Source organism: Caulobacter sp. 602-1 (assembly GCF_003931565.1).
Taxonomy (GTDB): Bacteria; Pseudomonadota; Alphaproteobacteria; order Caulobacterales; family Caulobacteraceae; genus Caulobacter.
This window is the reverse complement of the sequence record NZ_RRYI01000005.1, coordinates 164,595-177,403: the sequence shown is the minus strand read 5'-3', so window position 1 is coordinate 177,403 and position 12,809 is coordinate 164,595. Positions and strand designations below refer to the sequence as shown.

The window sequence follows — 12,809 nt, the reverse complement described above, 5'->3', positions numbered from 1 at the left end:
CGGTTAGGTGTCGCGCCCTGTTTGATCGAGCGCGTTCGCCGACCAGAGAGCACAGCCGCAAGCCGGATGCAAACGTCCGTTTGATCCTAGGAGAACATTGATAACCTAGACGCTCCGCCCCAGCCTGGACAGCGCGCGCTGGAAAGCCGATGACCTAGCGTCATTTCCAGAAACCGGAGCGCCGCCTTGGCCGAATCCCCGCTCTTTCCCGATCGCGAATTCGCCGCCTTCCTGTTCGATATGGATGGTACGGTCCTGACCTCGATCGTCGCCGCCGAGCGGGTCTGGGGCGCCTGGGCGCGCAAGCATGGACTGGATGTCGAGGCGGTGCTGAAGCAAATCCACGGTCGGCGGGCGATCGAGACAGTGCGTAGCTTCAACATCCCCGATGTCGACGAGGCGGCCGAGGTCCTGGCGCTGATGGAGGGCGAGATCGCCGACGTTGAGGGCATCGACGCCATCGAGGGCGCGGTCGCCTTCCTCAGCGCCCTGCCCGCCGATCGCTGGGCCGTCGTCACTTCAGCCCCACGCGAACTGGCCACGGTGCGGTTGATGGCGGCGGGCCTGCCCCTCCCCGCCGTGCTGGTCACCGCCGAGGACGTCGAGCGCGGCAAGCCGGCGCCGGACTGCTTCCTGCTGGCGGCCCAGCGCCTGGGCCATCCGATCGAGGCCTGCCTGGTGTTCGAGGACGCCCCGGCGGGCATCGCCGCGGCCGAGGCGGCCGGGGCCAGCGTCGTAGTGATCACCGCCACCCACAGCCATCCGCTGGAGACGCCGCATCCGGGCGTCTCCAGCTATGGTCCATTGAGGGTCACACCCGAAGGCGCGCTCAGCTTCTAGCCTACCGACTCCAGCCGGCTCAGCGCCGCTTGGAGCTTGGCCTTGGCGGCCTCGGCCTCGGCCAAGCGTTCGCGGTTTTCCTCGACGACCTCTTCCTTGGCGCGGGCGAGGAAGTCGGGATTGCCGAGCTTCTTGTTGACCTTCTCGATCTCGCCGGCGTGACCGGAGATTTCCTTGGTCAGACGCGCCTTCTCGGCCGTCAGGTCGATGAAGTCGGCGATGGCCAGGGCGCCGGTGGCCTCGCCCATCACGATCGGCACGGAACCGGCCGGAGCCGCCTCGACTTCCCGGACGCTGTCGAGGCGCGCCAGGGTCAGCAGAAGGTCGCGGTGACGGGCCAGCCGGGCCTTGGTCTCGGCGCCCGCGCCGACGACGCTGAGCGCCGGCTTGGCCGAGGGCGGCACGTTCATCTCGGCGCGGATCGAGCGGATCTCGCCGACGGTCTCGACCAGCCAGCCGATCTCGGCCTCGGCCTCGGCGTCGATCCAGCTCTCCGGCAGTTCGGGCCACCGGGCCGAGATCAGCATGGAGTCGCGGGCGGGGCCGAACTTGGCGGTCTTCTCCCACAGCTCCTCGGTGATGAACGGCATCACCGGGTGCAGCAGCTTCAAAATCACGTCCAGCGTCCAGGCGGCCATGGCACGGGTCTCGGCCTTGGCCGCGGCGTCATCGCCGTTCAGGATCGGCTTGGCCAGTTCCAGGTACCAGTCGCAGAACACGTTCCAGACGAAGCGGTACAGGGCGCCGGCGGCCTCGTCGAAGGCCGGGGCTTCCAGGGCGCGGGTGACCTCGGCGACGGTCTTGACCGTCTCGCCGCGGATCCACTTGTTGATCGGCTGCTGCACGGTCGAAGGATCGAAGCCCTCGATACGGACGCACTCGTTCATCTGGGCGAAGCGCGAGGCGTTCCACAGCTTGGTGCCGAAGTTGCGATAGCCCTCGATGCGCTGCTTGGAGAGCTTGATGTCGCGCGCCTGGCCCGACATCGCCGTCATGGTGAAGCGCACCGCGTCGCAGCCCAGCTCATCGATCAGGATCAGCGGATCCATCACGTTGCCCTTGGACTTGCTCATCTTGGCGCCCTTCTCGTCACGGACGAGGGCGTTGATGAACACCTGCTTGAACGGAACTTCGCCCATGAAGTGGATGCCCATCATCATCATCCGGGCGACCCAGAAGAAGATGATGTCGAAGCCGGTGACCAGGGTGCTGGTCGGATAGAACTTGGCGAGGTCGGCGGTCTTTTCCGGCCAGCCCAGGGTCGAGAACGGCCACAGGGCCGAGCTGAACCAGGTGTCGAGAACGTCCTCGTCCTGGCTCAGGACGACGTTCTCGCCGAACTGGGCCTTGGCGGCGGCGTAGGCGGCTTCCTCGGTTTCCTCGACGAAGATCGAGCCTTCCGGCCCGAACCAGGCCGGGATGCGGTGGCCCCACCAGAGCTGGCGCGAGACGCACCACGGCTCGATGTTGCGCAGCCATTCGAAGTAGGTCTTTTCCCAGTGCCTGGGTTCGAAGACCGTCTGGCCCTTTTCCACCGCCTTCAGGGCCGGCTGGGCCAGGGTCTTGGCGTCGACGTACCACTGGTCGGTCAGGAACGGCTCGATGACCACGCCCGAACGGTCGCCGTGCGGGACCATATGCCGGGTCTTCTCGATCTCCTTCAGCCAGCCCTCTTCCTCGGCGCGAGCGACGATGGCCTTGCGCGCGACGAAGCGGTCCATGCCGACGAATTCGGCCGGAACCGAGTCGTTCAGCTTGGCTTCGGCGGTCAGGATGTTGATCGCTTCCAGGCCGGCGCGCTTGCCGACCTGGAAGTCGTTGAAGTCGTGGGCCGGGGTGATCTTCACCGCGCCCGAGCCTTTGGTCGGGTCGGCGTAGTCGTCGGCGACGATCGGGATGCGGCGGCCGACGATCGGCAGGGTCACGAACTTGCCGACCAGGCCCTTGTAGCGTTCGTCATCCGGATGGACCGCGACGCCGGTGTCGCCCAGCATGGTCTCCGGACGCGTCGTGGCCACGACGATGTAGTCGCGGGTCTCGAACTCGGTCGGCTTGCCGTCGTCATCGAAGGCGATCGGGTGCTGGTAGGTGACGCCGTCGGCCAGCGGATAGGCGAAGTGCCAATAGGCGCCGTCGACCTCCTTCTGCTCGACCTCCAGGTCGGAGATGGCGGTCTGGAACTGCGGGTCCCAGTTGACCAGGCGCTTGTCGCGATAGAGCAGGTTCTGCTTGTAGAGCTGGACGAACACCTTGCGGACGGCTGCCGACAGGCCCTCGTCCAGGGTGAAACGCTCGCGCGACCAGTCGCAGCTGGCGCCCAGGCGACGCAGCTGGTTGGTGATGGTCCCGCCGCTCTCGGCCTTCCATTCCCAGACCTTGGCGACGAAGGCCTCGCGGCCCATGTCGCGGCGACCGATATTGCCGGCGGCGGCCAGTTGGCGCTCGACCACCATCTGGGTGGCGATACCCGCGTGATCGGTGCCCGGCAGCCACAGGGCGGCCTTGCCGCGCATGCGGTGGAAGCGGGTCAGCACGTCCTGCAGCGTGTTGTTCAGCGCGTGGCCGATGTGCAGCGAGCCCGTCACGTTCGGCGGCGGGATCACGATGACGAACGGCTCGGCGTTCGGATCCTCGCTCGGCTTGAAGGCCCCGGAGGCCTCCCAGGCGGCGTACAGGCGGGGTTCGACGGACTTGGGATCGAAGGTCTTTTCAAGCATGGCGGAGCGGATATGCCATCTGCGGCCCCGGCGCGAAACCGGCGGGCCTGGGTTTTCTGACGGTTGGAAACGAAAAAGGCGGCCGCCGCAGCGACCGCCTCGATATTTCGGGTCCTGGAAGCGCGACAGCCGAAAGTGGAAACCGGTTTCGGCGCCTGTCGCGCGTCTTTTCTAGGAAGCGCCTTCGCGACGCGAAGGCGTGGGCTCTAGACGCCGCGACCGCGGGCGATCCGGTGCACTTCTTCCTCGACCTTGGTCTCGACGATGCGCGGGAGGTTTTCGTCAAGCCACGCCTTGAGCAGCGGGCGCAGCAGTTCGCGTACGACGTCTTCCAGCGTGCGCCCGTCCTTGGGCATCAGCAGGGCCGAGCTCAGGCTGCCGAACGCGCTGGCGGCGGCCGAGGCGGCGTGGTCGCCGACCAGATTGTCGGCCACTTCGTCGCGGTTGAACACCGGCGCCGAGGGCGGCGGGGTATAGGCGGGCTCGGGCGCGGGCTCCGGCGGCGAATAAACGTCGATGTCGCCAACCGTTTCCAGCGGCGGCAGCTCGGGCTCCGGTTCCGAAACGATCGGATCGGTCAGCTCGAGGATGTCGTCATCGACGGGCTCGGGTTCGGGCTCCGGCGGCGGAGGCGGCGCGGCCTCGGCCGCAGGCTCCGCCGGCGCGTCATCCTCCGAGATGATGCGTCGGATGGAGGCGAGGATCTCCTCCATCGTCGGTTCTTGAGAGCTCTGATCGGACATGTGCGGGGGCCGTCGTAAAGGGTACGAATCCTTGCGCGCCCTAGGACGCGCTTGGCCGCGATGGTGCAGACTTACGCGTGTTAAGCAAGCGTAAGTCCACGCCTGAGCGGAATCGACGCGGCGGGAAGCCTACTTCGAGCCCGCCCGCGACTTGGTGGAAGGCGCGCCGACCTTGTCGATCGCCTGAACCACCGGCTCCCACGGCACCCAGCCCACGCCGTGCGTCACGCGGTTGTAGGAGGCCTTGGGATCGTAGGGCGTCGCGCCGGTCGACAGCTTGTTGACGTCCAGTTGGCCCATGGCCTGCAGGACGACGGCGCTGGCCACGTATTCGTCGCGGCGCGCGCTGACCAGGGCCAGCTCGGCGTTCGACAGCTCCAGCTGGGCGTTCAACACGTCCAGCGTGGTGCGCAGGCCGACCTGCTGCTCCTGGCGCACGCCTTCGAAGGCGATGCGGGTGGCGCGCACCTGTTCCTCGTTCGAACCCAGCTGGGCGCGCGAGGCCAGGAGGTTGCTCCAGGCGTTCGAGACCTGCTGGATCGCGGTGCGCTTGGCGCTTTCGGTGGCGCTGCGGGCGGCGTTCTCGCGTTCAGTGGCGGCGCGAACCTGCGAGGTCGTCAGGCCGCCGGTGAAGATCGGCACCGAGGCGGTGACCGAACCCGAGACGGTGCGCGAATAGTCGTCGAACTGGCTGCCGACGCCAGCGCTGCGACCGGCGTCGAAGCCGAGGCCGGCGCGGGCCGAGATCGTCGGGCGATAGCCGGCCTTGGCCACCGCGACACGGGCGGCGGCGGCCTCTTCGTTGTACTGGGCCGAGGTCACGCCCGGATTGGTCGTCTGGGCGGCCTCGAAGGCCTGATCGACCGAGGCGGGTAGCAGGCCGGCCAGGGTCGGCTCCGGCGCCAGGTCGCCCGCCGTCTGACCGACGATGGCGGCGTAACCGGCGCGGCTGACCTCGAGTTGGGCCTGGGCGCCCGACAGGCCTGCCTTGGCGGCCGCCAGGCGCGCCTGCGACTGGGCCACATCGGTGCGGGTGATCTCGCCCACTTCGAAGCGGGCGTTGGATTCGTCGAGCTGGCGCTGCAGCACCGCGACGTTTTCCTTGGCGATGCGCAGGCGTTCCTGGTCGCGGCGGACATCGACATAGGCCTGAACGACGTTGACCAGTACGCTCTGTTCGACCGAGCGCAGGCTTTCGCGGGCCGACAGCACGTCGGCCTCGGCGGCGCTCAGCGTCGCGCTGGCGCGGCCGCCGGTGTACAGCGGCTGGGTCACCGAGACCGTGGCGCTGCTGCCCGAGGACTTGACGTTCGGGCCGGAACCGGCCGGGTTGAGGTCCGCGCCAGTCACGTCGAGCACGGCGCCGACCGTCGGGCGGAAGCCCGTCTTGGCCTGCACGACCCCCTCGTCGGTGATGCGAGCGCTGGCGCGCTGCTGCTGCAGCGTCGGATTGGTCTGATAGGCCAGGGCGATCGCATCGGCCAGGGTGTCAGCGTGAGCGGTGGAAAACGCGCCGGCCAGCAGACTGGCGCAGCAAGCGGCGGCCAGCAGCCCGGCCCGTCGACGGTTCGACATCAAATTCTATCCCCAATCCCCGCGAAGCGCGCTCGCCACAATATGACCGCGTGTAAGTCCAGCCGCCAGAAGCCGCTAGTTAAGCTTTTTTCACGCAGACGTTGCGGCAGGCTACCGCCCAAGGGTGTCTAGAAGCTGAAACCGGCCTCGACCTCGAAACCGGCCAGCATCGGCGGCGAGGCGTCGAAGGCCTGGCGACGGCCCACGCCGTCCTCGGCGCGCAGATAGATGGCGGCGCGACCGACCGGACCCGTGCGCTCGACAACGCCCAGACGGCCGCCGATGGCCAGGGCGTCCCGCCAGGCCTTGGGCGCCGCGGCGACGGCGCCTTCGCAGATGATCACGTCGTAGGAGCCGGCCGGCACGGCCTTCAGGTCGTCGCCCTCCAGGCGGGTGACGGCCAGGCCCATGGTCTCAAGCACGGTCGCGGCGTAGGGCGCGGCGATGGCCAGGGCCTTCTCGCCCTCGCGAGGCTTGAGGGCCTGCAGCAGCTTGCCGACCTCTCGCGGGCGCAGCAACCAGCGGCCGGGCGCGTATTCGATGTCGGCGTCGGCATAGGCCAGATAGGCCTTCGAAGCCGGCACGACGCTCTCGCGCGCCACCACCCGCAGGGCGTCCTGCAGCGGCAGGTCGGTGACGTCGGCGGTGCGAATCTGGCTCTCGACCATGTTCAGCCGCGCGGCGGCGAAGTCGGTGCTCATGGAATCCCTCGAAGGACTGGACTTTCGAGCAGGCTTATAGGTCCGCGCCCGGCCGAAACGCAATGCGATCGGAGGCCGCGCGCGTTCGCCCATCGCCCGGTAAGCGCCTTAAAAGCGTCATCGCCTTGTGGAGATATGCTTCCAAAGATCAAAAGGCGGTCATCGGCGCCTATGACGGCGACTGTCACGTAACCTCGATTGATCAGCTTCGCCGCATGGTAAATAAGCGGCTCTCGGCGGTTCGCCCGCCGTATGGGGAGGAAGCCTGAACCTTAGGCTTCATAGGAAACCACCATGTTGAGTGCGCCCGTTGTGATCGTGGCGACGATCTGCGCTCTGATCGTGATCTATTTCCTGCCGCGGCTGACCTCGATCGGCCGCAAGCTCTATGGACGCTATCGTCGGCGCCAGCGCGCCTTGCGGCAGGAGCGCGAGCGTCAGGAGCAATTGCAACGCCGCGCCCAGCAGCATTGAGGCCGCAAGAGGGCGAGCTTTGGAACCAATAGCGGCGATCGGAACTGATCTGTGGCGGACCCGCGCCGCGTTCCAGTTCCCTCCCCGTCAAGGTCCGCGCCATGAAGATCGCCCAGGTCACCCCCCTCTACGAAGCTGTTCCGCCGCGTCTTTACGGCGGCACGGAACGCGTTGTCGCCCACCTCACCGACGCCCTGGTCGACCTGGGTCACGAGGTCACCCTGTTCGCCAGCGCCGAGGCCCAGACCAAGGCTCGGTTGATCGCCGTTCGTGACCAGGCCATCCGCCTGGACCCCGCGCCGCTCAAGTCGGATCTCGCCTCCCACCTGACCCAACTGGCCGAAGTCCGCGCCCTGGCCGACCAGTTCGACATCGTCCACTTCCATACCGACATGGTGCAGTTCCCGTTCTTCGCCGACCGGGCCGAGAACACCCTGACCACGCTGCACGGGCGCCTGGACCTCAAGGACCTGCCGGCCGTCTACAAGCGCTGGCCCCAGTTCCCGCTGGTCTCGATCAGCGACGACCAGCGCCGCCCCCTGCCCTTCGCCAACTGGGCCGGCACGGTGCACCACGGCATGAACGCCGACATCTACGCCTTCTCCGAGAAGAGCCAGGGCTACCTGGCCTTCCTGGGCCGCATCTCGCCCGAGAAGCGCCCCGACCGCGCCATCAACCTGGCCAAGCGCCTGGGCAAACGCCTGAAGATCGCCGCCAAGGTCGACTCCGCCGACCGCGCCTATTTCGACGACGTCATCGCGCCGATGATGCGCGGCGAGCCCTTGATCGAGTTCGTCGGCGAAATCGGCGACAGCGACAAGTCGGCCTTCCTGGGCGGCGCCGACGCCCTGCTCTTCCCGATCGACTGGCCCGAGCCCTTCGGCCTGGTGATGATCGAGGCCATGGCCTGCGGCACGCCCGTCGTGGCCTATCGCTGCGGCTCGGTGCCCGAGGTCATCGAGGACGGCCTGACCGGCTTCATCGTCGAGAATGACGACCAGGCCGCCGACGCCATTCTCAAGGTCGAAAACCTGGATCGAAAGCGTGTCCGCGCGCGTTTCGAGGAACGGTTCTCGTCCGAGGCGATGGCCCGCCGCTATGTCGCCCTCTACGAGCGGCTATGTGATGGCGCGGCCGTCTACCCGTCCTTGGTCGATATGGCGGCTAGCGCATGAATTGAAGGAGGGGCCATGGAGAGTCTTGCACCGGCCATGGAGGCGCCGGTCGACTACGGCGTGACGGCGGAGGTCCGCGCGCCGCAGAATCTCTATGCGCTCAAGGACAAGGACACCTTTCTCGTCGCCGATGAGTTCGGGGACATCGCCGGCCAGGGCGACGGGTTGTTCCACAACGACACCCGCATCCTGTCGCTGTATCGGCTGACCCTGGGCGGCCGCATGCCATCGCTGCTGTCGGCGGCGGTCGCTCACGACAACGTCTTCTTCACCTGCAACAGCACCAATCAGGCCCTGCCCTATCCCGGCGAGCGCATGGGTCCGCCCGGCGTGCTGCACATCGAGCGCAAGCGCTTCCTGTGGGGCGAGCGCCTGTTCGAGCGCATCCGCTGCGTCAACTACAGCCGCGACACCGTGCTGCTGCCGATGACCATCGAGTTCGACGCCGATTTCCGCGACATGTTCGAGGTGCGCGGCAGCCATCGCGCCAAGCGCGGAACCAAGGGTCCGCCGCGCGTCGATGGCCGGCGGGTGGCCTACAGCTATCTCGGCCTCGACGACGTCGAGCGAACCTCGTTCATCGCGTTCTCGGACGCGCCGTTCCGCCTTTCGGCCCACAAGGCCGAGTTCATGTTCTCGCTGCACGCCGAGGGCCAGACCGACCTCTATATCGAGATCGGCGTGGTCGATGGCCATATTCCCAGCCGCGAGCGGTTCCGCGACGCCGCCGCGCGGGCCCGCTGGGACATGCGCGCCCGCCGCCGTCATGGCGCGCGCCTGAACAGTTCGGGCCGCCTGTTCAACGAGTGGCTGGGCAAATCGCGAGCGGATCTGGCCCTGCTGACCACCAAGATGGAGACCGGCCCCTATCCGTATGCCGGCATCCCCTGGTTCTCGACCGCCTTCGGGCGCGACGCGATCATCACGGCCTGGCAGATTCTGTGGTTCGAGCCGTCGCTCGCCAAGGGCGTGCTGCGCTATCTCGCCGCCCACCAGGCCAATGAGCGCTCGACGTTCCGCGACAGCGCGCCTGGCAAGATCATGCACGAAACCCGCAAGGGCGAGATGCCCGCGTTGGGCGAGGTGCCGTTTGGCCGATACTACGGCGGGGTCGACACCACGCCGCTGTTCGTGGCCCTGGCCGGCGCCTATCAGGAGCGGACCGGCGACGACAGTCTTATCGAGGAACTGTGGCCCGCGCTCGAAAAGGCCATGCGCTGGATCGAGAACGACGGCGACAGCGACGGCGACGGCCTGATCGACTACGCGCGCGGCCAGGACAGCGGCCTGTCCAACCAAGGCTGGAAGGACAGCGAGGATTCCGTCTTCCACACCGACGGCCGATACCCCACGGGGCCTATCGCCCTCGTCGAGGTGCAGGGCTACGCCTTCGCCGCCTATCGCGGCATGGCCCGGCTGGCCGAACGCCGGGGCGAGATCGGCCAGGCCGCGATCTGGCGGCAAAAGGCCGAGACGCTGCGCGAGAAGGTCGAGACGCTGTTCTGGATGGAGGAGCGCGGCTTCTACGGCATCGCCGTCGACGGCCAGGGCCAGCTGTGCCGGACGCTGTCGTCCAATCCGGGCCACCTGCTGTTCTGTGGCCTGCCCTCGCCTGAACGGGCCCGCAAGGTCAGCGACCAGTTGCTGTCGGCCAGCTTCAACTCCGGCTGGGGCGTGCGGACCCTGGCCACCGGCGAGGCCCGCTTCAATCCGATCAGCTATCACAATGGATCGGTCTGGCCGCACGACACGGCGCTGTGCGTCATGGGCCTGTCGCGCTACGGCGAGCGCGACGGCGTGGTGAACCTGACGGCCGACCTGTTCGAGACCGCCAGCCGCATGGGGATGCGCCTGCCCGAACTGTTCTGCGGCTTCCCGCGCTCGCCCGGCGAGCCGCCCGTAGCCTATCCGGTCGCCTGCCTGCCCCAGGCCTGGGCGGCGGGTTCGGTGTTCATGATGCTGCAGGCGTGCCTGGGGATCACCATCGACGCCAATCGCGGCCAGATCGTCCTGGTGGATCCGCGCCTGCCGATCGGCATAGATCGTCTGGCCGTGGAACGATTGCGCGTCGGCGCCCTCACCGTCGACCTGATCTTCGAACGCCAGGGAGAACGCGTCGCCGTGCGCACCGAGGGCGACGTGCCGCTGATCATCCGGTCAAAGCCCTCGTGGGACTGACGCTTGGCTTGAGCTTTATGGAAGTCTTCGCATGCGACCTAGACTTGCCAGGACCGAACATCGCCGGTCGCAAGTCTGGAAAGAGTGGCTCCGCGGGTAGGATTCGAACCTACGACCAGCCGGTTAACAGCCGGCTGCTCTACCACTGAGCTACCGCGGAACAGGTCGCTCTTCAGAAGAGGCCGGGTGATAGCCTTCGCTTCGAGTCGATGCAAGCGATGACTTCGACGCGTTTTGGGCTCGAGGCGCGCGACCGCAGCGTTGCGAAACGCCAAGCTGATTTTGTCGAAAGCTTCCGAGCGAACAGAAGAAAGAGTGGCTCCGCGGGTAGGATTCGAACCTACGACCAGCCGGTTAACAGCCGGCTGCTCTACCACTGAGCTACCGCGGAACAGGTCGCTCTCAGAAGAGGCCGCGTGATAGCCGCCTCCCCTCGCCGATGCAAGCGCCGAATTTCAAAAAAGCAGCCCGGCTTGCGGCCGGGCTGTTGAAAGTCAGTGATGGTGGGCGCCTTCAAAGAAGACACCCCGAAACTCGGACTTTATGGTGAACGAGATCTTAATTCTTAACACCCCGGCCATTTGGTCGCAGGAGTCGCACCCTCGCGACCGAGAGCCCGCCTAGGGACGCTTGGGGATCTCCAGGCCGCGCCGCACGGCCGGACGGGCCAGCCCCGCCTCCAGCCAGCGCGGCACGTGCTTGAGCGACGCCCAGTCGACCAACTCGCCCGCCCCGTAGAAGCCCACGAGGTTGCGCACCCAGCCCAGGGTGGCGATGTCGGCGATGGTGTACTCGTCGCCCATGATCCAGGCGCGGGTCGCCAGGCGATCCTCCAGCACGCCCAGCAGGCGCTTGCTCTCGGCGACGTAGCGATCGCGCGGGCGCTTGTCCTCGTAGTCCTTGCCGGCGAAACGGTGGAAGAAGCCCAACTGGCCGAACATCGGGCCGATCGCGGCCATCTGGAACATCACCCACTGCAGGGTTTCATAGCGGGCCGCCGGATCGGCGGGCAGGAACTTGCCGGTCTTCTCGGCCAGGTAAACCAGGATCGCGCCGCTCTCGAACAGGCCAAGCGGCTTGCCGCCCGGACCGTCGGGATCGATGATCGCCGGAATCTTCCCGTTCGGATTCAGCGACAGATACTCGGGGACCCAGGTCTCGTTGGCGCCGATGTCGATCAGATGCGGCTCATAGGCCAGACCCGTCTCCTCCAGCATGATCGAGACCTTCACCCCGTTGGGCGTCGGCAACGAATAGAGCTGGATACGGTCGGGATGCTGCGCCGGCCAGCGCTGGGTGATTGGAAAGGCGGACAGATCCGACATCGGAAACCTCGTTCACGGCGCTCGTAACGGCGCCGGTTGCATTTGGGGCGTCCGCCCCGGTTTTCCAGAGCCCCCCAAAACGAGGAAGCGACGCATCGGGCCATTTGATCCGAGCGCGAACATCGCTATCCGAGGTGCGAGAGGCGCTCGGGGGGGCGAAAACGACATCATGACCACCGCGGACGATCATTGGCCGACCACTCTGGCGCGTGTGACGGGAGCGCTCGATTTCGAAGCGGGGTCGAAGAACGGCGTCCATGCCAGGCCTCGCGGCGACATCAGCCAGTTGCCGGCCCTGGTGAACCTGGCCGTCCACGCGGCGATCGCGCTCGACAAGCGCGTCGCGGCCTCCGACACCGAGGCGCCGGTCGACCGCAAGGCCATCCTGGCCCGCAAGGACCTCAGCCGCGCGATGCTGGACGGCCTGGCGGCGACATTCATCACCGGCTACGCCGCCGCCTATCGCGTGGAGCTGGCCCGCATCCTGTGGGCGGGCATCGCCGACGCGCCGCGCCGGCGACTGGAAGAAATGGCCCGCCCCCGGCCCTAGAGCATTTTCCGATAAGCGCGAAGCCGCCATCGGATCGAAAAGGGCTCTAGGACCTACCAGGCGCCCGTGTTGGGCATCGAGGCCCACGGTTCGGCGGCGGGCAGATTGCCATCCTGCAGCAGCTCGATCGAAATGCCGTCCGGCGAACGCACGAACGCCATATGGCCGTCGCGCGGCGGGCGGTTGATCGTCACGCCCATGTCCATCAGACGCTGGCAGGTCTCGTAGATGTCGTCGACGCGATAGGCCAGGTGACCGAAGTTGCGGCCGCCCAGATACTCCTCGTCGTCCCAGTTGTACGTCAGCTCGACCAGCGGAGCCTTGCGCTCCTTGGCCAACTCGACGTCCTCGGGCGCGGCCAGGAAGACCAGGGTGAAGCGCCCCTTCTCGTTCTCCATGCGGTAGGCTTCCTGGAGCCCCAGGCCTTCGCAATAGAACCGCAGCGAGGCGTCCAGATCGCGGACGCGGACCATGGTGTGCAGATAGCGCAAGGCGAAGCTCCTTCAGAGAAACCGATGTCGGTATAGCCCC

General features: G+C 67.1%; 11 protein-coding genes and 2 tRNA genes. 5 read left to right on the top strand and 8 right to left on the bottom strand.

Annotated elements, in window-relative coordinates:
* The first annotated feature begins 186 nt into the window (after window positions 1-186).
* A complete protein-coding gene (locus EIK80_RS16225) occupies window positions 187-840 on the top strand; it encodes an HAD-IA family hydrolase (protein WP_233586712.1) in 654 nt (217 codons plus the stop codon).
* Here EIK80_RS16225 and EIK80_RS16220 read toward each other — a convergent pair.
* The 4 genes from EIK80_RS16220 to EIK80_RS16205 all read right to left on the bottom strand — a co-directional run bounded on the left by EIK80_RS16220 (window position 837) and on the right by EIK80_RS16205 (window position 6,576).
* Window positions 837-3,557 carry a valine--tRNA ligase gene (locus tag EIK80_RS16220; protein WP_125158057.1) on the bottom strand — a complete coding sequence of 907 codons (2,721 nt, stop codon included), beginning with the start codon at window positions 3,555-3,557 and terminating at the stop codon, window positions 837-839. The genes EIK80_RS16225 and EIK80_RS16220 overlap by 4 nt on opposite strands.
* A gap of 206 nt (window positions 3,558-3,763) precedes the next feature.
* Window positions 3,764-4,300, bottom strand: a complete 537-nt coding sequence (locus EIK80_RS16215) for a DUF2497 domain-containing protein (RefSeq protein WP_125158056.1) — start codon at window positions 4,298-4,300, stop codon at window positions 3,764-3,766.
* 129 nt (window positions 4,301-4,429) lie between these two features.
* Window positions 4,430-5,875 carry a TolC family outer membrane protein gene (locus EIK80_RS16210; protein ID WP_125158055.1) on the bottom strand — a complete coding sequence of 482 codons (1,446 nt, stop codon included), beginning with the start codon at window positions 5,873-5,875 and terminating at the stop codon, window positions 4,430-4,432.
* Window positions 5,876-6,003: 128 nt separating this feature from the next.
* A complete protein-coding gene (locus EIK80_RS16205) occupies window positions 6,004-6,576 on the bottom strand; it encodes a protein-L-isoaspartate O-methyltransferase (protein ID WP_125158054.1) in 573 nt (190 codons plus the stop codon).
* A gap of 294 nt (window positions 6,577-6,870) precedes the next feature.
* Between EIK80_RS16205 and EIK80_RS16200 the strand changes: the two genes are divergently transcribed.
* The 3 genes from EIK80_RS16200 (at window position 6,871) to EIK80_RS16190 (ending at window position 10,403) form a co-directional block, all read left to right on the top strand.
* Window positions 6,871-7,050 (top strand): hypothetical protein, encoded by a 180-nt coding sequence (locus EIK80_RS16200; RefSeq protein ID WP_125158053.1) that lies wholly within the window; start codon window positions 6,871-6,873, stop codon window positions 7,048-7,050.
* A gap of 101 nt (window positions 7,051-7,151) precedes the next feature.
* Window positions 7,152-8,225 carry a glycosyltransferase family 4 protein gene (locus EIK80_RS16195; protein ID WP_125158052.1) on the top strand — a complete coding sequence of 358 codons (1,074 nt, stop codon included), beginning with the start codon at window positions 7,152-7,154 and terminating at the stop codon, window positions 8,223-8,225.
* Between the two features lie 15 nt (window positions 8,226-8,240).
* The gene (locus EIK80_RS16190) at window positions 8,241-10,403 is read left to right on the top strand and encodes an amylo-alpha-1,6-glucosidase (protein ID WP_125158051.1); all 2,163 of its coding nucleotides are present in this window, start codon (window positions 8,241-8,243) and stop codon (window positions 10,401-10,403) included.
* A gap of 85 nt (window positions 10,404-10,488) precedes the next feature.
* Here EIK80_RS16190 and EIK80_RS16185 read toward each other — a convergent pair.
* From EIK80_RS16185 to EIK80_RS16175, 3 genes are all read right to left on the bottom strand, one after another.
* Window positions 10,489-10,563: transfer RNA gene (locus EIK80_RS16185), tRNA-Asn, on the bottom strand.
* Between the two features lie 156 nt (window positions 10,564-10,719).
* Window positions 10,720-10,794 (bottom strand) — tRNA-Asn (locus EIK80_RS16180).
* 229 nt (window positions 10,795-11,023) lie between these two features.
* Window positions 11,024-11,728, bottom strand: coding sequence for a glutathione S-transferase N-terminal domain-containing protein (locus EIK80_RS16175; RefSeq protein WP_125158050.1), 705 nt, complete (start codon window positions 11,726-11,728; stop codon window positions 11,024-11,026).
* Window positions 11,729-11,897: 169 nt separating this feature from the next.
* Between EIK80_RS16175 and EIK80_RS16170 the strand changes: the two genes are divergently transcribed.
* Entirely contained in the window at window positions 11,898-12,278 is a 381-nt protein-coding gene (locus tag EIK80_RS16170) for a hypothetical protein (protein WP_125158049.1), read from the top strand.
* A 53-nt stretch (window positions 12,279-12,331) separates the two neighbouring features.
* Here EIK80_RS16170 and EIK80_RS16165 read toward each other — a convergent pair whose 3' ends face one another.
* Complete coding sequence (locus EIK80_RS16165; protein WP_125158048.1) at window positions 12,332-12,769, bottom strand: VOC family protein; 438 nt, start codon at window positions 12,767-12,769, stop codon at window positions 12,332-12,334.
* Between the last annotated feature and the right edge of the window lie 40 nt (window positions 12,770-12,809).

What these genes read in the sequence shown, in the direction of transcription:
- EIK80_RS16170 (WP_125158049.1), top strand. Translation starts at nt 11,898, where the DNA reads ATGACCACCGCGGACGATCATTGGCCGACCACTCTGGCGCGTGTGACG.
- EIK80_RS16190 (WP_125158051.1), top strand. Translation starts at nt 8,241, where the DNA reads ATGGAGAGTCTTGCACCGGCCATGGAGGCGCCGGTCGACTACGGCGTG.
- EIK80_RS16200 (WP_125158053.1), top strand. Translation starts at nt 6,871, where the DNA reads ATGTTGAGTGCGCCCGTTGTGATCGTGGCGACGATCTGCGCTCTGATC.
- EIK80_RS16215 (WP_125158056.1), bottom strand. Translation starts at nt 4,300, where the DNA reads ATGTCCGATCAGAGCTCTCAAGAACCGACGATGGAGGAGATCCTCGCC.
- EIK80_RS16175 (WP_125158050.1), bottom strand. Translation starts at nt 11,728, where the DNA reads ATGTCGGATCTGTCCGCCTTTCCAATCACCCAGCGCTGGCCGGCGCAG.
- EIK80_RS16205 (WP_125158054.1), bottom strand. Translation starts at nt 6,576, where the DNA reads ATGAGCACCGACTTCGCCGCCGCGCGGCTGAACATGGTCGAGAGCCAG.
- EIK80_RS16220 (WP_125158057.1), bottom strand. Translation starts at nt 3,557, where the DNA reads ATGCTTGAAAAGACCTTCGATCCCAAGTCCGTCGAACCCCGCCTGTAC.
- EIK80_RS16210 (WP_125158055.1), bottom strand. Translation starts at nt 5,875, where the DNA reads ATGTCGAACCGTCGACGGGCCGGGCTGCTGGCCGCCGCTTGCTGCGCC.
- EIK80_RS16195 (WP_125158052.1), top strand. Translation starts at nt 7,152, where the DNA reads ATGAAGATCGCCCAGGTCACCCCCCTCTACGAAGCTGTTCCGCCGCGT.